At 32.1% G+C, this 21,686-nt stretch carries 23 protein-coding genes and 1 tRNA gene; 19 read left to right on the forward strand and 5 right to left on the reverse strand.

Annotated features, from left to right (window positions below; all coding sequences use genetic code 11):
• Nucleotides 1-120 precede the first annotated feature (120 nt).
• The 3 genes from Y592_RS06915 to Y592_RS06925 form a co-directional block, all read right to left on the reverse strand.
• Nucleotides 121-1,464, reverse strand: coding sequence for an FAD-dependent oxidoreductase (locus Y592_RS06915; protein ID WP_075666263.1), 1,344 nt, complete (start codon nucleotides 1,462-1,464; stop codon nucleotides 121-123).
• A 142-nt stretch (nucleotides 1,465-1,606) separates the two neighbouring features.
• On the reverse strand, nucleotides 1,607-1,957 hold the full coding sequence (locus Y592_RS06920; RefSeq protein WP_075666264.1) for a PadR family transcriptional regulator: 351 nt from the start codon (nucleotides 1,955-1,957) through the stop codon (nucleotides 1,607-1,609).
• 2 nt (nucleotides 1,958-1,959) lie between these two features.
• Nucleotides 1,960-2,409 (reverse strand): methylated-DNA--[protein]-cysteine S-methyltransferase, encoded by a 450-nt coding sequence (locus Y592_RS06925; RefSeq protein ID WP_075666265.1) that lies wholly within the window; start codon nucleotides 2,407-2,409, stop codon nucleotides 1,960-1,962.
• A 99-nt stretch (nucleotides 2,410-2,508) separates the two neighbouring features.
• Here Y592_RS06925 and Y592_RS06930 point away from each other — a divergent pair, with 99 nt between their 5' ends.
• The 14 genes from Y592_RS06930 (at nucleotide 2,509) to Y592_RS06995 (ending at nucleotide 15,973) form a co-directional block, all read left to right on the forward strand.
• Nucleotides 2,509-4,311 (forward strand): beta-N-acetylhexosaminidase, encoded by a 1,803-nt coding sequence (locus tag Y592_RS06930; RefSeq protein WP_075666266.1) that lies wholly within the window; start codon nucleotides 2,509-2,511, stop codon nucleotides 4,309-4,311.
• An 89-nt stretch (nucleotides 4,312-4,400) separates the two neighbouring features.
• Nucleotides 4,401-4,967, forward strand: coding sequence for a serine O-acetyltransferase EpsC (gene epsC, locus Y592_RS06935; RefSeq protein WP_075666267.1), 567 nt, complete (start codon nucleotides 4,401-4,403; stop codon nucleotides 4,965-4,967).
• 16 nt (nucleotides 4,968-4,983) lie between these two features.
• Nucleotides 4,984-5,838 (forward strand): PLP-dependent cysteine synthase family protein, encoded by an 855-nt coding sequence (locus Y592_RS06940; RefSeq protein WP_075666268.1) that lies wholly within the window; start codon nucleotides 4,984-4,986, stop codon nucleotides 5,836-5,838.
• Nucleotides 5,839-6,025: 187 nt separating this feature from the next.
• Nucleotides 6,026-6,478: a 5-(carboxyamino)imidazole ribonucleotide mutase gene (gene purE / locus Y592_RS06945; RefSeq protein ID WP_075666269.1), complete on the forward strand. Its 453-nt coding sequence runs from the start codon at nucleotides 6,026-6,028 to the stop codon at nucleotides 6,476-6,478.
• A 12-nt stretch (nucleotides 6,479-6,490) separates the two neighbouring features.
• Nucleotides 6,491-7,177 carry a phosphoribosylaminoimidazolesuccinocarboxamide synthase gene (locus tag Y592_RS06950; RefSeq protein WP_075666270.1) on the forward strand — a complete coding sequence of 229 codons (687 nt, stop codon included), beginning with the start codon at nucleotides 6,491-6,493 and terminating at the stop codon, nucleotides 7,175-7,177.
• On the forward strand, nucleotides 7,153-7,401 hold the full coding sequence (gene purS / locus Y592_RS06955) for a phosphoribosylformylglycinamidine synthase subunit PurS (RefSeq protein ID WP_075666271.1): 249 nt from the start codon (nucleotides 7,153-7,155) through the stop codon (nucleotides 7,399-7,401). Before Y592_RS06950 ends, purS begins: the two co-directional genes overlap by 25 nt.
• On the forward strand, nucleotides 7,398-8,030 hold the full coding sequence (gene purQ, locus Y592_RS06960) for a phosphoribosylformylglycinamidine synthase subunit PurQ (protein ID WP_075666272.1): 633 nt from the start codon (nucleotides 7,398-7,400) through the stop codon (nucleotides 8,028-8,030). The genes purS and purQ overlap by 4 nt, the downstream gene beginning before the upstream one ends.
• Nucleotides 8,027-9,805, forward strand: coding sequence for a phosphoribosylformylglycinamidine synthase subunit PurL (gene purL, locus Y592_RS06965; protein WP_075666273.1), 1,779 nt, complete (start codon nucleotides 8,027-8,029; stop codon nucleotides 9,803-9,805). The genes purQ and purL overlap by 4 nt, the downstream gene beginning before the upstream one ends.
• 423 nt (nucleotides 9,806-10,228) lie before the next feature.
• Nucleotides 10,229-11,851 (forward strand): phosphoenolpyruvate carboxykinase (ATP), encoded by a 1,623-nt coding sequence (locus Y592_RS06970; protein ID WP_232218173.1) that lies wholly within the window; start codon nucleotides 10,229-10,231, stop codon nucleotides 11,849-11,851.
• Between the two features lie 41 nt (nucleotides 11,852-11,892).
• On the forward strand, nucleotides 11,893-12,645 hold the full coding sequence (locus Y592_RS06975) for a protease complex subunit PrcB family protein (RefSeq protein WP_232218174.1): 753 nt from the start codon (nucleotides 11,893-11,895) through the stop codon (nucleotides 12,643-12,645).
• Nucleotides 12,646-12,656: 11 nt separating this feature from the next.
• Complete coding sequence (locus Y592_RS06980; RefSeq protein ID WP_077288053.1) at nucleotides 12,657-13,535, forward strand: pseudouridine-5'-phosphate glycosidase; 879 nt, start codon at nucleotides 12,657-12,659, stop codon at nucleotides 13,533-13,535.
• A 99-nt stretch (nucleotides 13,536-13,634) separates the two neighbouring features.
• A complete protein-coding gene (gene yfcE / locus Y592_RS06985; RefSeq protein WP_075666276.1) occupies nucleotides 13,635-14,186 on the forward strand; it encodes a phosphodiesterase in 552 nt (183 codons plus the stop codon).
• Entirely contained in the window at nucleotides 14,183-14,776 is a 594-nt protein-coding gene (locus Y592_RS06990) for an IMPACT family protein (protein ID WP_075666277.1), read from the forward strand. The genes yfcE and Y592_RS06990 overlap by 4 nt, the downstream gene beginning before the upstream one ends.
• A 3-nt stretch (nucleotides 14,777-14,779) precedes the next feature.
• Nucleotides 14,780-15,973: a pyridoxal phosphate-dependent aminotransferase gene (locus Y592_RS06995; RefSeq protein WP_075666278.1), complete on the forward strand. Its 1,194-nt coding sequence runs from the start codon at nucleotides 14,780-14,782 to the stop codon at nucleotides 15,971-15,973.
• A gap of 12 nt (nucleotides 15,974-15,985) precedes the next feature.
• On the opposite strand, the gene purB is transcribed toward Y592_RS06995, so the two are convergent.
• On the reverse strand, nucleotides 15,986-17,263 hold the full coding sequence (gene purB, locus Y592_RS07000) for an adenylosuccinate lyase (protein ID WP_075666279.1): 1,278 nt from the start codon (nucleotides 17,261-17,263) through the stop codon (nucleotides 15,986-15,988).
• A 143-nt stretch (nucleotides 17,264-17,406) separates the two neighbouring features.
• On the opposite strand from purB, the gene Y592_RS07005 reads away from it, so the two are divergent.
• The 5 genes from Y592_RS07005 to Y592_RS07025 all read left to right on the forward strand — a co-directional run bounded on the left by Y592_RS07005 (nucleotide 17,407) and on the right by Y592_RS07025 (nucleotide 20,215).
• Complete coding sequence (locus tag Y592_RS07005) at nucleotides 17,407-17,697, forward strand: ArsR/SmtB family transcription factor (RefSeq protein ID WP_231450368.1); 291 nt, start codon at nucleotides 17,407-17,409, stop codon at nucleotides 17,695-17,697.
• Nucleotides 17,690-18,565, forward strand: coding sequence for a cation diffusion facilitator family transporter (locus tag Y592_RS07010; RefSeq protein WP_075666281.1), 876 nt, complete (start codon nucleotides 17,690-17,692; stop codon nucleotides 18,563-18,565). The genes Y592_RS07005 and Y592_RS07010 overlap by 8 nt, the downstream gene beginning before the upstream one ends.
• Nucleotides 18,566-18,591: 26 nt before the next feature.
• Nucleotides 18,592-18,668 (forward strand) — tRNA-Pro (locus tag Y592_RS07015).
• A gap of 67 nt (nucleotides 18,669-18,735) precedes the next feature.
• Complete coding sequence (gene queD / locus Y592_RS07020; RefSeq protein WP_075666282.1) at nucleotides 18,736-19,104, forward strand: 6-carboxytetrahydropterin synthase QueD; 369 nt, start codon at nucleotides 18,736-18,738, stop codon at nucleotides 19,102-19,104.
• Nucleotides 19,097-20,215: a MalY/PatB family protein gene (locus tag Y592_RS07025; protein ID WP_077287756.1), complete on the forward strand. Its 1,119-nt coding sequence runs from the start codon at nucleotides 19,097-19,099 to the stop codon at nucleotides 20,213-20,215. The genes queD and Y592_RS07025 overlap by 8 nt, the downstream gene beginning before the upstream one ends.
• Here Y592_RS07025 and Y592_RS07030 read toward each other — a convergent pair.
• Complete coding sequence (locus tag Y592_RS07030; protein ID WP_075666284.1) at nucleotides 20,205-21,686, reverse strand: TrkH family potassium uptake protein; 1,482 nt, start codon at nucleotides 21,684-21,686, stop codon at nucleotides 20,205-20,207. The two genes, Y592_RS07025 and Y592_RS07030, sit on opposite strands and share 11 nt — an antisense overlap.

Here is a 21,686-nt window from a genome sequence, read left to right on the forward strand (position 1 = left end):
CTCCTATATGCATTTTACATATACCTACTTTCATTATAATAATCAATGGTAAATGTGTCAAATTAATTTAATTTAACATTTATATTAAATAGCCCGTCTGAAAATAGACGGGCTACTTTTTTATTTGGATATAAAAACATTTTGTGCGGCTTTAATTAATGGGTAAGCTGTTGGCGCCGATGTTAGAAGAGGATGTGTACCAATTTGGGAAATGAATAATTCTGTAATACTTGTATTTTTTTGTATAGCTATTCCTATAACATTTATAAGTTCACCTGCGCTATCTCCGCCGACTACTTCTCCACCAATTATGACATCGGATTCTTTTGATACTATCAACTTTACGATTTGTTTATTTGCATTTGGAAGAGATCCAGGATGTTTGTCGACACCTTCGAAGTATCCTGTTTTGACATCAAAATTGTTTTTTAAGGCTTCTTCTTCGGTTAAACCTGCGGAGGCAAAAACCTTGTTTCCAATCTTTGTCGAAAAGATTCCTATGGTTCCAAGAAAACTTCTTACAGTTGAGAGTTTATACAAATTCATTCCTGCAATTCTTGCTTCAGAAGTTGCAGTTGAAGCAAGCATTATAGAAACACTTTTTCTTGTTATAAAGTCGACCTTTTGTGCACAGTCACCAATTGCAAATATATCTGGATCACTAGTACGCATATAACTATCAACTCTAATTGCATTGTATTTATTCAATTCTAATCCCATATTTTTTGCTAATTCAGAATTTGGGGTGTATCCTGTGGCAAAAATTACTGCATCTGCTTTTAAGATTTCATTATTTTCTAATTTTACCCCTTCAACTTTTCCTGAACCTGTAATTTCTGTGACTTTTGTGTTGGTTAATACTTTTATTCCCATACTTTCAAGTTCTTTTTGGGCTATATTTGCTATATCACTATCGAAGGCTTTACCCAAGATATGTGGCAAAATTTCAACAAGTGTAACATCTTTTCCAATGTGTGCTAATTGGTCAGATATCTCTACACCAATAAAGCCTGCACCTATAACTACTACTTTGTTCAATCCTTTTAACGCTTCTAACATTTTATCAAGGTATTCTTTGTTTTTTGGAACGTAAAATACGTTTTCTAAATCTTTACCTGGAATATTCGGGATAAATGGTTTTGATCCTGTTGCAAGTATTAGCTTTTCATACTCAAATTCGTTACCACTCTTTGTGAATATTTTCTTTTCCTTTCTGTCAATTTTTATTACCTCATCTTGTAAAAAGTCTATCCCTGCTTTTTCAATAGGAGCTAGTGGAATAATGTTTTTTTCCGTTGTTCCTAAAAATCCAAAAACGTATGGAATACCACATGGAACCATTGCATCTTTTTCTTTCCTAATCATTAGAAAGCTTTTGTCTGGATAACAACATTTTCCCGTTGTAGCCGCTACAATTCCCGCTGCACTTCCGCCTATTGTTATTACATCGTATTTCTGTTTCATATCAATCCCTCCTTAATTATCTGGGTGAATAAATTCACAATAAAAAGTGCCACATACTCTTATGAAGACATTTTTGTTATATATATATTGCATATATATTCGATTTTATTATAGTATGTTGCCATATATATGTCAAGAACAATTATTCGAGTTCAAGCTTTGAAACTTTTGTGATGTATTTTTCTATAATATTTTTAATCTTTGTTAATTCCTTTTTATTTAATTTGAGTTGTTCAATTCCCTTGTTGGTTATATTGTAAACTTTTTTTGAAGGACCTTGAGCATTTGAATCCCATTTAGATGTTATAAAACCTTTGTTTTCTAGTCTTGATAAAATTCTATATAAGTTTCCCATTTGGCCCAATCCAGCAAGTTCTATCCCGTATTCTGAGAGTCTATTTGCGATTTCATATCCATGGAGAGGAGTTTCTGCTATAATTAGCAATATAAATGGTTCTATAAAAGTTTTCCTGTATTTTCCTGCGCCTTTCATAATTACCTCCAATTTGTATTTTTTTCCAATTCAAGAAGATATTTTTTCCATTTCAAATCGCTATTAAATCCACCTATATTGTTTTTTCCAATTACTCTATGACATGGAATATATATTGGGAGCTGGTTTTTGTTCATAGCAAATCCTACTACTCTTGGGTTTACATCTAATTTTTTTGCAATTTCACCATATGTCATTGTTTGACCATAGGGTATATTTTTAACAAAGTCCCAAATTTTTTTGAAAACTTTTCCTCCAGATATTTTTACATTAAAATCAAGTTTTTTTCTATTTCCATTTAGGTATTCAATTATCTGTTGAGTGAAAATATTATCCTGAGTTTCTTCTTCTTCTTCTTCAATTTTGTTTGAAAGCTTGATTTTGGTTACTTTATTATCTTCAACGTATAAAATTATACTTCCAATTTCCACATTTACAAAGAATTTTTCCAAATTTTCTCCTCCATTTCCTATTTAATATTATATCACTTTTTGATGTATGATTTTTGTTATATAATATTATTATAAATGTCTTTTTAAGAGGTGATTTATATGTTGTTGGTTCCAAATCCTAAAGAATTAAAGATTAAAAATGGGTATTATGAAATAAAATCTGGTGGTTACATTTTTATTCCTACAAAATCACTTTTTGCGTCGGCAAATATGGTAAAAGAGCTTCTAAATGAAAATGGTATAACCATTAATATTACGTTATACATGGGGAAAAAAGTTTTTATTTACTCGAAGATAGATAGAAATAAGATAAAAAAAAGAGATGGATATATTCTAGAAATCAATGAAGACGGAATTTTTATAGTTGCCAATAATAACGCAGGAATTCATAATGGGTTTATGACCTTTATGCAGATTGTGAAAAACTTTGAAAATAAAATACCTTTTCTTGAAATAAAAGATTGGCCAGATATTGAGAATAGGGCATTTATGCTTGATATAAGCAGGGATAAGGTACCTAAAATGGATTTTTTCTTTGAACTTATTGACCTATTAGCACAATTGAAGTACAATCAGCTTCAACTTTATATTGAACACACTTTTGCATATCAAAATCACGAAAGGGTTTGGAAAGGATATTCGCCATTAACTGCGGATGAAATCATAATTTTAGATAAATATTGTAAAGAACGTTTTATTGAATTAATCCCAAACCAGGCTTCTTTTGGACATATGGAAAAATGGTTGATACACAATGAGTACAGTTATATGGCTGAGACTTTTGAGTTTGACACACCCTGGGGAGAACATTATTCCAAACCTTTTACCCTTTCTCCTGCTGTAAAAGACACGATATTGTTTTTAGATTCGCTTTATAGCGAACTTTTACCTCATTTTTCTAGTAAGTATTTTAATATAAATGGAGATGAAACGTTTGATCTTTGTCAAGGAAAATCAAAAGTTTTATGTGAAAAATATGGAAAAGGTAAAGTTTATTTGGATTTTATTCTAAAGATACATAAATTGGTTAAAAAACATGGGAAAAGAATGATGATGTGGGCGGATATATTAAAATATCATCCAGAGCTTTTTGAAGAACTTCCCAAAGATGTAATTTATTTGATTTGGGGATATGAAAAAACACATGAATTTGACAGAGAATGCGAATTATTTAAGAGGTTTGATTTTTACGTTTGTCCTGGGACTTCTAGTTGGAATTCGTTTTTAGGGCGAGTTGAAAATGCAATTTTGAACATTAAAAATGCCGTGGAAAATGGGTTAAAATATAAAGCTAAAGGGATTATGTTAACTGATTGGGGAGATAATGGTCATTGGCAACATATTCCCATTTCATATCCCGGGATTTTTTATGCAAGTGCTTTATCTTGGGGATTCAATGAAAATAAAGATTTGGATGTTTTTGATTTTCTTAAGCTTTATTTTGGAAAGGAAACAGCAATTCTTTTGGTAGATATGGGAAATGCGTATAAATTAACAGGTGTTGATTTTCCAAATTCAACCATTTTTGCACTTGTTTATATTTATCCTGAAAAACTCAGATATGAGTTTTTAAAAGACCTTGATTTGGAAAAACTTTTAAATACAAAGAAATTTTTAGAGGAAAAGTATGAATTTACAAAACATGTGCATGATGAATTAATAAAGAAGGAGTTAAGAAATTCTATAAAATTTTCTATTTTATCTTTAGAAATAATAATAGCATTGAAGAAGTTAGCTATGAGAACTATAAGGGAACTTCCTAAAGTTACCAAGCAAGAATTTAAAATAAGATTGGAAAAGTTAATCAGTGAATTTAAGGAAATATGGTTATCAAGAAATAGAATAGGTGGGTTGAAATCTAGTGTGCAGAAATTAGAAAAAATAAAGAAGTTTTTTGAGTAGCGCACCTTTAAGGAGTGGTTTGTTTACAAAAAAATGAAGTATGGTATAATTGAATTAGTATTTTCTAAGTGGAGGTGAAGATTTATGGGGTGCGTAGTTTTATAAGAGATTTTATTGATACTATTAAGGCTATTGAAGAAGATAGAAAGGAGCTTTCCAAAAAAGATCCTTCCATTGAGAAAGTTTACCAAATTTTTTTGCATACCGGTTTTCAGGCATTGGTTCTTCACAGACTTTCACATCTTTTTTACAAATATGATTTAAAATTTCTTGCTTTTTTGGTTCATTATATTTCAAAAATTTTATTTTCTGCAGATATAAGTCCTGCTGCTTATATTGAACCTGGGGTTGTAATTGATCATGCTATAGGAGTTGTAATAGGATCTACTGCAACGGTTAGAACGGGGACTTTGATATATCATGGTGTTACACTTGGAGCTAGAAATATTCAAAAAGGTAAAAGACATCCTGATATTGGAAAAAATGTTTTAATAGGTGCAGGGGCAAAAATTTTAGGACCTGTAAAAATAGGTGATGATGCAAGGATAGGAGCTAATTCTGTTGTGCTTGCGGACATTCCAAGTGGAACAACTTTTGTAGGGGTGCCCGCAAAAAATGTGTATGAAAAAATTGAAAAAATAGAATGGATTATATAAAGGGAGGATAAAGTGTATGGTGGAAAGTACACATTTGATATATATTGAAAAGTTAAATCTTTTTGCAAAGTTAGAGAAAAGTAATTTAGGAGGTAGTATTAAGGATAGACCCGCATTTTTTATGTTAAAAGGAGCTTTGAAAGATGGGATAAAGACAAAATTAGTTGTTGAACCTACTAGTGGAAATACGGGAATTGCACTTGCTTGGATTGGGAAAAAATTAGGATTTGATGTAATACTTACAATGCCGGAAACTATGACAAAGGAAAGGATAGATTTGATGAGAGCTTTTGGAGCAGACGTTGTCTTAACACCGGGTGAAAAAGGTATGAAAGGGGCAATTGAGAAGGCAAAAGAAATTGTAAATGAAAAAGGAGCATATATGCCAAATCAATTTTCAAATAAATACAATGTTTTGGCACATAAATTAACAACTGGGCCGGAGATCTTACGACAAATGAAGTTTGATGTTGACGTGTTTGTTGCGGGTGTAGGAACTGGTGGAACTATAACAGGTGTTGGTACTGTGTTGAAAAGTATTTTTGGTGATAAAGTTAAGATTGTTGCTGTTGAGCCAGAAAGTTCAGCAGCTCTTTCTGGAAGACCTGCAGGAAAACATAAAATACAAGGTATTGGTGCAGGCTTTATACCAGATATTTTAGATTTAAATGTGATAGATGAAATAGTTACAGTTTCCGATGAAGAAGTGTTTGAGATGTTTGGTTACTTGAATAAAAATTTAGGATTAAATGTAGGAATTTCTTCTGCTGCCAATGCGTTGGTTGCTACAAGATATTCAAAGCTTGGAAGAGTGGTTACAGTTTTTCCAGATGATGTTAGTAAATATATTTCTATTTTAACTAATTTGTAACTTCTAAAGTGTTGACCTTTTGTTTTTTTTCATGATATACTGATAGTGTAGCCTTTAATTTGGTCCAGTGAGGCCAAAAAGGAGATGAGAAAATGTCTTTAATTTTAGTTTTTTCAGGAATTAAATATGAATATTGGCTTCTACCGTTCTTACGGTAGAGGCCTTTTGTTTTTTAGGGGGTGTTAGTTTGGTTGTCATTGTTGCGGGAAGTAAGAGTGATTCTTATGTGGTTGATAAGGTAGTATCTATTTTGGATGAGTTTAAAGTGGAGTATGTGGTAAAGTATTTATCTGCTCATAGGACGCCAGAACTTTTGGATGAATTTATCAAAAAGTGTGAAAGAGATGGTGTAAAAGTTTATATTGCTATCGCAGGAGGGGCTGCGCATTTACCAGGGGTTATTGCTTCTAAAACTTTAAAGCCTGTCATAGGTGTTCCTGTGAAGTCGGAAGATTTAGGGGGATTAGATTCTTTACTTTCAATTGTTCAAATGCCCAATGATATTCCAGTTGCAACTGTGGGGATTAACAGGGGGAAGAATGCGGCTATGCTTGCAGTTGAAATGTTAGCGTTAACCGACGATGTTTTATCTAAAAAGTTAAAAGAATACCGCTCAAAGCTTGTGGGGAAGTATCTCTAAGGGGGAAACTATATGGAGGGAAAAACAAAAATAGTTGAAAATTATGGGGATTATGTTATTTTGAACTTTAAAGATGATATTACTGCGGGGGATGGAGAAAAACATAGTATTTTAGCAGGTAAAGGATCTATTTGTGCGGAGATAACGGCAATAGCAATGAAATATTTAAATTCTAAGGGGATTTACACGCAATTTTTGGATTTTGAAAAACCTAATAGAATAAAAGCTGTGCCGTTGAAAATGTTTCCAATTGAAGTAGTTGCCAGATTAAAAAAGGCGGGATCTTTTATAAGAAGGTATGGGGGAGATGAAGGAGAAGAGATAAAAGAACCTCTTGTTGAATTTTTTATTAAGGACGATACTAAACATGATCCCATGGTGTGTGATGAACACTTGGTGCTTTTTGGATTATGTACAAAGGATCAAGTAAAGGAAATAAAAAATATTACAAAAAAAATAGCTTTGGAATTAAAAAACTTTTTTGAAGAAATTGGATTTGATTTGTGGGATATGAAGTTTGAATATGGTCTAGATAGAAATGGAAAGGTTTGTCTTGGAGATGAAATTTCTCCCGATACGTTAAGACTTAGGAAAACTAAAGAAATATTTGATAAAGATGTGTACAGAAAGGATTTAGGAAATCCTCTTGAAAAATATAGGGAGGTTTTAAACGCATGCAAAAGTTTAAATTTATTGTAGATATACAATATAAGAGTAATGTAAGGGATCCACGGGGAGAAACGATTGCAAGAGTATTAAGGGAAGAAAATAACATACCCGTTGATAGTATAAGAATAGGAAAATCTATACATGGTGAGATTGAAGCAAAGGATAAAGAAGAAGCCAAAAGAAAGGTGATTGAAGCTTGTGAAAGACTTTTAGTAAACCCTGTGACAGAGGAGTATAGGGTGGAGATAGAATGAAGGCCGGTGTGGTAGTTTATCCAGGTTCAAATTGTGATAGAGACGCGTATTATGCTTTAAATTTGGCTGGATTTAAAACTTATTATGTTTCACCAAAAGATGATATAAATAATCTAGATTTGGTTGTTTTGCCTGGGGGATTTTCATATGGGGATTACTTAAGACCTGGAGCAGTTTCTGCAAGAGAGTCTAGTTCTATAAAAGAATTTGTGGAAAATGGAGGTTTTGTTATTGGAATATGTAATGGATTTCAAATTTTAGTGGAAATGGGATTGTTGCCTGGAGCACTTTTACAAAATGAATCTGGAAAGTTTATTTGTAAGTTTGTAGAGCTGGAAGTTGTTGATAATACTACTCCTTTTACCTTATTCTATAAAAAAGGTGAAAAAATAAGACTACCTATAGCCCATGGTTTTGGAAGATATGTTTCTGTAAGTAATCCAAATGTAGTGTTTAGATACACAGAAAATGTAAATGGTTCAGATGAGTTTATTGCAGGGATATATGAGAAAAATGTATTGGGGATGATGCCGCATCCTGAAAGAGCGGTAGATGAGTATTTGGGAAGTACAGATGGTTTAAAACTGTTCAGATCTGTTTTTGAATACATTAGAGGTGGTAATATATGAAATATATAGATATTTTAGAGAAAAAGTTAAATCGAAAAGCAACACTTGCAGAAAAAGAGGCTTTTACTGTAATGTGGAGTGAGCATTGTGGTTACTCTCATACAAAAAAATACATAAAATCTTTACCGTTAATTAGTTTGGAATCCGGCAATGCAGGATTGGTTTCTCTAAATGAGGACTATGTTCTTTCGTTTAAAATTGAAAGTCATAATCATCCTAGTGCTATTGAGCCATACAATGGGGCTGCAACGGGAGTGGGGGGGATTATAAGAGATATTCTTGCTATGGGGGCAAGACCTACAGCTATTTTGGATTCGTTACATATGCATAAGGTTATAGATGGCATAATAGAAGGAATAGCCGATTATGGGAATTCAATAGGGGTGCCTACAGTAGGAGGAGAACTTAGGATAAATGATGCCTATAGGTATAATCCTCTTGTTAATGTAATGGCTGTTGGAATTGTAAAACATAAAGATATAGTTCCTTCTAAGGCAACAAGACCGGATCAGGTTATTGTAATTTTTGGAGGAGCTACAGGTAGAGATGGGATTCATGGTGCATCCTTTGCATCTGAGGATTTAACTGGAAAGCGGGCAAATAAATTATCTATCCAAGTTGGAGATCCGTTTTCTGAAAAGATGCTTATTGAGGCGTTTCTAAAAATGTTAGAAGAGGGGTTAATAGAGGGAGCACAAGATTTAGGTGCCGGAGGAGTTTTGTCAGCTACTTCTGAATTAGTTGCTAAAGGTGGATTTGGGGCGGTAATAGACCTTGAGAAGTTACCGTTAAGAGAACCTGATATGAAGCCAATTGAGATTTTAATAAGCGAAAGTCAAGAGAGAATGGCAATAATAACTTCTCAAGAAAAAGTAAAAAAGGTTTTAAAAATTGCAGAGGAACATTTGTTATACGGTGCAGTTGTGGGAAAAGTGACAAATGATGGAATTTATCATGTAAGATATAAAGGAGAAACCATTTTAAAGGTTCCTGCTTCGTTATTATCAGAAGCGCCGGAAGAGGAAATTGTCGACTTTTCTGTTGATTCAATTCCAAAAGATATTTCTTTGAAATTTAAAAACGTGGATGCAAGCGAAGTTTATATGCAGTATGATTATATGGTGGGAACTAATACGGTACTTCCACCTGGGTTTGGTCCTGCTGTAATGAGAGTTAAGGAGACATCTCTTTTTTATTCGCTTTTGACCCATAGCAGAGCTGATATTGGCGAAAAAAGTCCATACTGGGGTTCATATATAGCTGTATTGGAAAGTGTTAGAAAAACTTTATCTGTAGGTGGGGAGCCACTTGGAATTACCGATTGTATAAATTACGGAGATCCAGATGTTGATCCAGTTGGATTGGCGGCTATGATGAAGGGATTGAAAGATGCATGTGAGTTTTCCGGCATAGGTGTGGCAAGTGGAAATGCTTCATTGTATAATACAAATAATGGAATTCCCATACCAGCTACTATGGTAATTGGAATGGTTGGAAGGGTAGAAAAAGTTATTAAGCCAAAAATGGGAGATTTATATTTAATTGGTTGGAACGATTTTGAACTTGAAAGGGAGAAAATTCTTTGGAAAGAAATTAAAAATCAAGTTTTAAAAGGAAATTTTGTAATTTCATCTACAAGATTTGATAAAATTACATATTTAAAGAATTTAAAATTGAAGCTCCCACCACTAAATCACTCGCCTATCCATCAATTGATCTTGGTTATTGGAAAAGATGTAAAGAGTAACCTTCCCTTAAAGAAACTTACTCCGTAAATATATTTATCTTAGAAAGTGGAACAAAAAAAAACAATTTACCAATTTTTTCACACAACATGGCTTTAGTACTCAACTGGAGCCATGTTGTTTGTTTTTTTAGGTATCTCTTTTCGTTTTCGTTTAATTTTTTTGCAAGTTATCTGGGTGAAATAATATTTTCCACTCTTTAACTATCTTTTGTCTTAATATCCGTTATAGCACTTGCAAATTTTTCTATTGTCTTTTGTTTTTAAAGTTTCTTTTTTGTGATATTTTTTTGGTTTAATGAAAAAACTGGAGATATTTTTTTAATTGGAGTGTTTATGTCCGAATATTAGAGTTTATTACATTTATCCTTTATTATATTAAACTATAATAGTTAAGTATTTGATTTTATATATATTTTTTTACTGTTATAATCTTCTCTGTGAAGGGGGAGATATGATGGCGACAAGAGAATATTTTAAGATTGATGAGATTTCAGTAAATAATCCTCTTTTTTCACCAATGCGAGCGACCATTGAGACTGCTTTTTATAGAAATAATGTAGAACTTGTTACTACTCCTAAAGAAGCATATAAACTTGCAAAAAATTCTCCGGGGACTATAGTGACTAGTTGGGAAGTTTACAATCCAGAAATGCTTGGACTTGAAAGAGGCACAAAAGTATTATTATTTAATGATGGTGCGGTAACGGGTAGATATGCTGCAGGTCGAAGAATATTAGGTACAAGTGATGATAATAAATATTTGGAAATTGTCCGTGAAGCGGTTTATAATACGAGATATAAAAAAATGTACCATGGAATATCGTTTTCAGGACTTTCAGAGGAATTTATGGTGAAAAATCATATTTTAATACCTCAAGGTCATGAAATTTTACTTTATAATTGGCTGTTAAATTTTCAATATCCTTCTCAGGAATATGAGAGCATGTATAGAAAATCTTTTAGATATAACGAAGGAGATATATATATTTTTGTAGATCCTGATTGGAAACACCCAGATTTCCCATTAGGACTTGCAATTTTTGATTCAGAACACAATTGTGCAGCTATTCTTGGAATGAGATATTTTGGTGAGTTAAAAAAGGGGACCTTAACACTTGGATGGGGTATTGCAAATAGGAATGGATTTGTAGCTTGTCATGGTGGAATAAAGATATTAAAAAATGAAAAAACGGATTTTGTAGCCGCATTTTTTGGATTGTCTGGATCCGGAAAGTCAACACTTACTCATACAAAACATTCAAAATACGATGTAACTGTTTTACATGATGATGCGTTTATTATATCAACTAATTCTTTGTCATCTGTTGCACTTGAACCATCTTATTTTGATAAAACAGCAGATTATCCGTCAAATTCAGAAGATAATAAGTATTTATTATCTATACAGAACTGTGGTGTTACAAAAGATGAAAATGGTAATTTGATTCCCGTAATGGAAGATTTAAGAAATGGAAATGGAAGGGCAATAAAATCAAGGCTTTGGTCAGCTAATAGAGTTGATAAGTTTGATAGTCCTATTAGTGCGATCTTTTGGTTAATGAAGGATCCTACATTACCACCAATTGTAAAAATTGATTCTCCAAATATGGCATCGACAATGGGTGCTTTGTTAACAACAAAAAGGACATCTGCAGAAAAGTTGGATAATGATGTTGATCCAAATGCATTGGTTTTTGAACCATATGCAAATCCATTTAGAACCTATCCGTTAAAAGAGGATTATGAAAAATTTAAATTTGTATTTGAAAAAGGAGTTCAATGTTATATTTTGAATACCGGATACTTTATAAACAAAAAAGTGCCAAAACACCTAACAATACAATTGGTTGAAGATGTAGTGGAAAATAACATTGAATGGGTAAAATGGTTTGGGACTTTTTACTTTGCAAAGATTGATGGGTTTCTTCCAAATATGGAGGATAGGGAATATATTGAATCGTTGAAAAAATCGTTTTTAAAAAGAAAAGATTTCATTCTTTCGAAAAAAGGTACTAGAGATGAACTTCCAGAAGAGGTTTTAGAAGCAATTGAACAAATTATAGGGCTGCTTTGAGCAGCCCTTTTTTGTGATATAATCAGTTTGGGGGTGAAAGTGTGAAAAAATATTTATTTTTTTTGTTTTTGTTATGTGTATCCACTTTCTTTTCTATCAATGTAATGGTGTACAAAGTTGATGCTGTTTTTCCAGACCAGATGTTTAATTTTGTTGGTACGAAAAGTAATATGATATATTATTTAAAATTATTTGATGATGGTTTACAAAAGGGGTATATAGTAAAGGGCTGGTATTTTATACCAAAAAAATTTATTGAAAAAACTACTTTAAAGATCAAATTAGAAGATGAAACAATGTATATGGAAATAAAAAACAAAAAAGATGGAATTTATTCCGTAATTTCTCCGTTCCTTTTAATTTGTCCTTCAAAATCTAGAGTATATTTGGGAGATTATGAAATTGATAAGGTTGAAAAAAATACGGAGGTAGGAGCTGTTTTAATGCCAAGATTTGAAAAACAGGGAATTTATACTGGAATTGTTACTCAAAGATTTATACAGAAAGATTCGTTTAATAGTGATGATGAAATTTATGTTGTAATTTCAATGGGATTACAAAAGACAGGTGGTTATTCGCTCGTTCTTCAAGATTATACTGTTAATGAAAACAAGGTATTGATTAATTTATATTTTAAAGAGCCAGAAAAGGGAAGTATTGTTACCCAAGCATTTTCAGTTCCATCATACAGTCTAAATCTTGGAGCGTTAAAAAGCGGAGAATATACGATAAAAGTAATTGTAAAGACAAAGAAAGGAGAAATTAGTTTTTCAAAAAATATTAAAGTAAAATAGGAGGTGTGATTATTTTAGAAATTTCTCAAATAGTGAGTGAGGCGTTAAAAAACAACAAACCAGTGGTTGCGCTAGAAAGTACGGTTTTAGCCCATGGTCTTCCTTATCCTGAGAATCTGAAGGTTTTCAGAAGGTTGGAGGAATTGGTAAAGGATAATAACTGTGTTCCAGCAACTATTGGTGTGTTAAAAGGGAAAGTAAAAATTGGGATGTCAGAAGAGGAAGTGGTTGAACTTATTAAGGATAATCCTATAAAGGTGGGTACTAGGGAGTTACCATATGCAGTTTCTTTGAAAAAATCTGCGGCAACTACTGTGAGCTCTACTGCAAGACTTGCAAGTTTTGCAAATATAAAGGTATTTGCCACAGGAGGCATTGGTGGTGTTCATAGGGGAGAGTGGGATGTATCACAAGATATCATGGAACTTTCAAATACAAATATAATTGTTGTTTCGGCGGGGTGTAAATCGATATTAGATATAAGGAGGACGTTGGAATTTTTAGAAACATTTCAGGTGTTAACTTTAGGGTATAAAACAGAATATTTTCCAATTTTTTATAATGGATTGTCTGATGAGAGGATTTACAAAGTTGAAAGCACAAAAGAAATTGCAAAAATTTTTGTGACGAAAGAAAGTCTTGGAATAAAAGGTGCAATTTTAGTAGCAAATCCTATACCTAAAGTATACGAAATAGACAACGATGAAATAGAAAGATATATAGAAATAATTGAAAAAGAAATGGAAAATGTAAAGGGGAAAGAAGTGACTCCTTATATTTTAAAACGATTGGTGGAATTATCCAATGGAAGAACTTTAGAATCAAATATAAAACTTTTAGAAAATAACGTTGAACTCGCTTGTAAAATTGCGCAAAGTTTAGAATGGTGAAGTATTTGATTCTTAAATAATTTTAAAGACTTTTGAATAAAGTAATACAGGAGTGACCTTATTTTTTTGACCTGTTATATTTAAAGAAGGGGTGAAACTGTGAAAATTCTCGTAGTTTCTGATACACATGGTTCATTGAAAAATTGGAAAAAGATAAATATAGTACAAGAAGTAGATGAAATATTCCATTTGGGTGATATATTATATCATGGTCCTAGAAATCCTTTGCCCGAGGGATATGATCCAAAAAATCTAGCAGAGGAACTAAAAAATCACAAAATAAACTATATTAGAGGAAATTGTGATGCAGATGTAGATTTAAAAGTTTTGGGTGTCCAGGAAATGCCTAAGCAAAGTATAGAATATTTTGGAAAAGTACCTGTTTATTTATTTCATGGGGAAGTAATTGAAAATGATGGATTTGATTTAATTTCTTTTGCAAAGAAGCATAACGTAAAAGTAGTTTTGCATGGGCATACACATATTCCAAAAATAGAAGAAATTGATGGAATAATCGTTGCAAATCCTGGTAGTCTTTCATTACCAAAAGGTGGTTTTCCTCCTACGTATATGGTTATCGAAAAAAATAATGAAGTTGTAATAACCATATTTGATTTAAATGGTAAAGAGGTGCTAAAGAAAAAGTTATGAATAGTTATAGGACGGTCTTTGGAAGGTATGAAAAAAAGATAAATATAAAAAGATCTATTTTTATTGCAGCTATTTCCCATGCTGATGATTCAGAAGAAGCAAGAGAGTTTATAAGAGAAATTTCAAAATCATACAATGATGCAACTCATAATTGTCCTGCGTATAGAGTGATAGAGCATGAGCAGATAGTGGAGTTTTCTTCAGATAACGGGGAACCTTCAGGAACTGCAGGACGTCCTATTTTAGGAGTTTTGAGGAAATTTGATTTACTAAATGTGGTTGTAGTGGTTACTCGATATTTTGGTGGTGTAAAGCTTGGAGTTAGGGGATTAATTGATGCATATTCAAGTGTTGTGGAGAAAGCTTTGGCGGAAATAAAGATAGTAAAAATGGTTCCAATAAAGGTTTATAGGATAAAAGTTGATTATAATAAATATGGAAAAGTAATGCAAGAGTTGCATTATTTAAATTTTGAAATAATAGGAACTGAATATTTTGGGAATTTTGCATATATTGATGTAAGAGGGAATGAAAATCTGAACGGGTATGAAATAGTAGAAGAGAAAACTATATTTGTTAAGGAGGAATGATTTATGTTGTCGAAAAGGGCAATTAGTGCTCCTGCAAGTCCGATTAGAAGGTTAGTACCATATGCAGATGATGCAAAAAAGAGAGGAATACATGTTTATCACTTAAACATTGGTCAACCGGATATTAAAACTCCAAAGCAGTGGTATGAATATATTGAAAAGTACAAAAAAGATGTGGTTTCTTATACACATTCACAAGGTATAAGAGAGCTTAGAGAAAAATTTTCTGAATATTATAATTTATGGAACATAACTGTGCAACCTGATGAGATAATGGTGACAAATGGTGGTAGTGAGGCAATAATGTTTGCACTCGGTGTTGTTTGTGATCCAGATGATGAAGTTATTGTTGTTGAACCTTTTTATGCAAATTATGCAGGGTTTGCCTCTTATTTAAATATAAGACTTGTGCCTGTAACTGCAAAGCCAGAGGAAGGCTATAGAATGCCTGATATAAAGGAATTTGAAAAGGTAATTTCTCCGAAAACAAAGGCAATTTTATTTTCAAATCCGTCAAATCCAACAGGTGTTGTTTATTCAAAAGAAGAATTAAAAACAATTGCAGAAGTTGCCAAAAAATACAATTTAGTGATAATTTCAGATGAAGTTTATAGGGAATTTACATTTGATGGTACACAGGCAATTTCAATGTTTAGTTTTGAAAATATAAAGGATAGACTAATTATTGTGGATAGTTTGTCGAAGAGATATAGTGCATGTGGTGCAAGAATTGGTACATTTCTTACCAAAAACAAAGAATTTTATAGAGCAGCTTTAAAATTTGCACAAGCAAGGTTATGCCCTGCTGAAATAACACAATATGGTGCATTAGGGCTTTTAGAAGCGGATGAAGAATATATGAAAGAGGTTATAAAGGAGTATAATATAAGAAGAGATATTGCATTTGAAGAAATGAGTAAGATACCTGATATAGTTGTTCACAAACCTCAAGGTGCGTTTTATCTTGCTGCTAAACTCCCAGTTGATGATTCGGAAGAATTTATAAAATGGATGCTCTCAAATTTTGAAGTAGATGGAAAAACTACTATGGTTGCACCTCTTTCAGGATTTTATGTAACACCAGGATTGGGAAAAAGTGAGATAAGAATAGCATATGTGTTGAGTGCAGAAAAGTTAAAAGATGCAATTAATATAATGGCAAAAGCGATAGAAGAATACAATAAAAGGTCCAAGTGATACTTGGACCTTTTATTGAAATCTTTTAAAAATTTTATTAACATTTCTTAGGTAATATTTTGGATCAAATATTTCTTTAATTTCATCTTCAGTTAGGTTAAATTTTTTCTTGACGGCATCTTTAAAAGAAGTTTTATTTTCCCAACAATAAAGTGCTATTTCTTGAACTTTTTTGTACGCTTCTTCTCGAGTTAAGCCTTTTTCCACAAGTTTTAATAAAACCCTTTGCGAATAAACTAACCCATTTGTAATTTCTATGTTTTTTTGTATGTTTTCCGGATAAATTACTAGGTCTTCAATTAGTTTTTGTGTTTTTATAACCATATAGTATAATGTTGTTGTTAAATCTGGAAACATATATCTTTCAACAGATGAATGGGAAATATCTCTTTCATGCCACAAAACTATATTTTCAAGTGCCGCATTAACATAACTTCTTATTATTCTGGACATACCAGTGAGTCTTTCGCATAAAATTGGGTTTTTCTTATGTGGCATGGCAGAAGAGCCTCGTTGTCCTTTTTTAAACGGTTCTTGCACTTCTAATGTTTCTGTTTTTTGTAAATGTCTGATTTCAACTGCCATTCTTTCAATAGCGCTTGCTACTAATGCAAAAACTTCAATTAAAAATGCGTGAACGTCCCTTGGAATTACTTGAGTTGCAACTTTTGTAGGTTTTAGAGAGAGGAAAGATAGGGCTAATTTTTCAATTTCTGGATCAATATTTGCATAATTTCCCACAGCACCTGAAAGTTTACCTATAGAAATTTCTTTCATGGCAAATTCCAATCTTTTTATATTTCTTTCGATTTCTGCATGCCAAGAGAGGAATTTTAATCCAAATGATGTAGGTTCGGCATGGACACCGTGCGTTCTACCAATAGTTGGTAGATCTTTAAAGTTTAATGCCTTAGTTAGGAGTATTTCTGACAACTTTTTAAGTTCTTCTATAATTAACTTTGTCGCTCTAACAAGTGCAAGACTGTTTGCAGTATCTACTATGTCAGAGGAAGTGAGTCCAAAATGGAAAAATTTTGCTTCTTCACCCATTTTTGACGTAGCTACTTTTATAAAGGCGATTACGTCGTGATCAACTACTTTCTCTACCTCTAAAATTTTATCAACGTTTATGTAAGCATTTTTTTTAGCTTTTTCATACGTTCCTTTTGGTGCTATTTTCAATTCTTCATAGGCACGTATAACCGATAGTTCTACTTCTAACCATCTTTCATACTGACTTTTTAAAGACCAAAGAGATTTTAAAGGTTCAAGAGCATATCTTTCTACCATCTGTTACCCCCCCACACATTTTTTTACGTATAAAGTATATCATTAATTAGAACTTAATATGATAATTTTAAGTAAATCTTTACAGAAAACATCACTTGATGTATAATATATATGAACAATTATTCATATATAGAGGTGATGATATGATATATGAATTGTCTGAATTTTTTAAAGTGCTAAGCGATCAAACTAGGCTGAAAATTTTACTTGCACTTTCTGAAAAGGAATGTAATGTTACTGAACTTCAAAAAATAACTAATTCAACTCAATCAACTGTTTCGCATCAATTGAGAATTTTAAGGCAGACCAATCTTGTAAGGTACAAAAAGATTGGAAGAAATGTATACTATAGGTTATATGATGAACATATTGTTGTGATTATTAAGTATGCGATAGAGCATATACAAGAGTTTGGAGGGAGTAAAAATGCATAGACATAGTCACGATATAGTAGAAAAAAAATTAGCTTTTTCTGTTGGTTTTAATTTAATTATCACAGTTTCGGAGGTAATTGGAGGTCTAATTTCAGGTAGTTTGGCACTTGTGTCAGATGCGTTGCATAATCTAAGTGATACAGGTGCGCTTTTAACGAGTTATTTTGCAAGGAAGATTTCCAAAAAGCCAAGAGATAGAAAGTATACATATGGATATAAACGTTCAGAGTTAGTTGCATCAATTATTAATATAGTTGTTTTACTTTCCATTTCCTTTACAATTATATTAGAAGGTGTGAAAAAATTGGTATATCCCAGTGAAATAAATACATTAGTTATGTTAGTGATAGCATATATTGGATTATTTGGTAATCTTTTTACCGCAGCTTTGTTATTTGCACATAGAAAAGAAAATTTAAACTTGAAATCTGCGTTTTTGCATATTTTCAGTGATATGTTTTCTTCAATTGGTATTATTGTAACTGGTTATATAATGAAATATTATAACCTTTGGATACTTGATCCTATAATTACTTTTGTTATTGCAGGTTATATAATCTTTGAATCAATTCATATACTGAAAGAATCAATTCGCATAGTTATGCAGGGAATTCCTGAAGGAGTTGATTTAGATAGAGTAAAAAAATTATTGGAAGAATTCGATTTTGTCGAAAATGTACATCACTTACATATTTGGTCTTTGGATGGTCATACCCTTTATTTGGAAACTCATGTAAAGGTAAATGGAGAAGAATACGATAGATATCTAGGAGAAATGAAAGGGTTGTTAAAGAAGAATGGTTTTTTTCATTCTACAATTCAACTAGAATCTAAAGAGTGTAATGAAAATTGCATTGCAGATTTTTGATTGATATGTTAGAATAGTTACGGTGTCTGGGCGTAGTTCAGATGGCTAGAACGCCAGAATCGGGATCTGGAGGTCGTGGGTTCAAATCCCGCCGCCCAGACCAAATATGCCTCCTTTATAAGGAGGCATTTTTTGTTAAAAATGATAAAATAAATGTTAGGGGTGATAGTTTGCTTCTTGTTACAAAGGAATTTACATTTGATGCTGCACATAATTTGGTAAAGTATCATGGGAAATGTGAAAGATTGCATGGACATACGTATAAATTGATAGTTACAGTAGCTGGTGAAAAAGACGAAGAAGGAATGGTGATTGATTTTATTGAATTGAAAAACATAGTAAAAGAAAATGTATTGAACATTTTGGATCATTCATACATTAATGATATTATTGAGCAACCAAGTGCGGAGAATATTGCAGAATGGATATGGGAAAGGTTGATAGAAAAGTTAAAGACAGATAGGTATTTTTTATATGAAGTAAAACTTTATGAAACACCTACATCTTATGTAACGTTAAGGAGGAATTTAGATGTTTAATAAGATACCTGATAGAAGGGGAACTAATTCATATAAATGGGATCTTAAAAGAGAAGATATAATACCTCTTTGGGTTGCAGATATGGATTTTGAAGTTTCAGAAGAAATAAAAGAGGCTATTTTGAAAAGGGTAAAGCATGGAGTTTTCGGATATACATTTAGACCTGATAGTTATTACAATGCTGTAATAACATGGTTTAAAGAATATCATGATTTTGAAATAAAAAAAGATTGGATTGTTGCTGTCCCAGGCGTTGTACCAGGTATTTCATTTGCAATACAGGCTTTTACGCTTCCGGGAGAAAAGGTTATTGTCCAGCCACCGGTATATAGACCATTCTATGAAGTGGTTGTAAACTCTGGTAGAAGAATTGTGTATAATAATTTGATCGAAAGAAACGGCTACTATGAAATGGATTTTGAGGATTTGGAGAGAAAAATAGATAAGGATGTTAGAATGTTAATATTATGCAGTCCACATAATCCCGTTGGAAGAGTTTGGAAGAAAGAAGAGTTAGAAATATTAGGAGAAATCTGCTTGAAAAATGATATAATTGTAGTTTCTGATGAGATTCATGCAGATATTATTTTTAATAATAAACACAGGGTCTTTTTAAGTATAGATGAAAAATTCTATAATAATACAATTGTCCTTACTTCACCAAACAAAAGTTTTAATATTGCAGGACTTCAGTCTGGAAATGCGATAATTCCAAATAAGCTTTTAAGGGATAGGTTTGAAAGGATAATTGAATTACAGCATTTAGGACATTCCAATATTTTTTCCATTGTTGCGACGGAAGTTGCTTATACAAAGGGAAGACATTGGTTGGATAAATTATTAGATTATATTTATGAAAATGCTTTATTTGTTAAAAAATTTTTTGAGAAAGAACTAAATATAGATGTTAATTTGCCTGAAGGAACATTTTTAATGTGGATTGATTTTAGAAGAATTCAAAATCCTCACCAAAAATTATTGAATGCAGGAGTATGGTTGAACGATGGGGTAGAATTTGGGCCAGGTGGTGAAGGATATCAACGTATGAATATTGCTACCTCCAGAGAAATTTTGAAAGAGGCGTTGAATAGGATCAAAACTATTTTTTAATGGTTTCTTTTAGATCCACGACAAGTTTTGCGATTGCGTATATGATTACTAAGAATTCTAGTCTTCCTGTAAACATTGCTATTGTTAATGTCCACATTGCACCAAGTGGCATTGTTGGTTTTGTTATGCCCACGGATAAACCTACACCATTCATTGCAGATGCAAATTCAAACATGGAACTTGTTAAGTCATAGCCATAAGTGGATAATATTATACTACCTATAAAAAATGTGAAAAAATACATAGAAAATACTAAAAATATTTCTTTTATATCGTCATTTGTAATGGTATTTTTATTTTGACCTTTCCATGCAAAAATTTTAGTAACACTTTTAGAAGGTAAAAGAAATTCTTTTATAGAATGTATTACCACTTTTATAGTTACCCAAATTCTGTACTGTTTTAATCCACCGGCAGTTGAATCCATACCACCACCTGCCATCATTAGTGAGGTTAAAATAAACATTGCAAGCCCAAAGTTAATCCACGTGGGATTAGTTAAATCGACAGTTGAAAAACCAGTACCAGTTATTGCAGATGCTGTTTGAAATATTGATTCTCTAAATCCTTCTGAAAAACTGTTAAATATTTTTCCAAATCCATTTATGCTAATTAGAGTAGAGGTTAGGAAAATTGTTGAAAGCATAAGCCAGGGCTCTCCATTTTTGATCAAGGCTTTGAAATTTCCTTTCCATAGTACATAATGAACACCAAACCCCGTACCACCTAAAAACATTAGAATTATTATAATTATTTCTAAAGACAAATTATTATATTCACCTATACTGCCATTTCTAACAGAGAAACCACCCGTTGCAAGTGCTGTTAGAGAATGATTAAATGCGTCGAAAAGTGGCATTCCAAAGATATCTAATAGTATGGTGCCTATTATAGCGTAAGAGACGTATATCAATGAAATTATTCTAGCTGATCTTTTTATATTGGGAGCGATGTTATCAACTCTTCCTTCTGCATGGTATAAACCAAACCCCTTGGGACCTATTACTGAGCCCATCATTATAAGTGCAAAGCCTGCTCCCCCTATAAATTGCATAAAGCTTCTCCAAACTAAAATCATTTTTGAAACATTTGTGACATCTGTAAACATAGTCAATCCAGTTGTTGTAAAACCACTGGTAGATTCAAAAACAGCTTGTGAGAAGGTTAAATGTTCAATAAGCATAAATGGTATAGAACCGATTAGTACAACTGAAAACCATGTAAATAGAACAATTACAGCACCTTCTCTAACAGTCACAGTTTGTTGAGAAGAAATATTTGATATTTTAAAAAGGGTATAACCCAAAATAAACGAGAAGAAAGCAGGAAATACAAATCCAAAGATATTTATCATTTCATTTGGATAGAAAAGTACCAAAAAAATGGGGAAAAGAATAATTATTGTATAGTACATTAATATTAAACCAACGTTGTATATAATGACCTTGTATTGTTCTGATTTTTTTGGCAT

It is taken from the genome of Thermosipho sp. 1070, assembly GCF_001682135.1.
Taxonomy (GTDB): Bacteria; Thermotogota; Thermotogae; order Thermotogales; family Fervidobacteriaceae; genus Thermosipho; species Thermosipho affectus.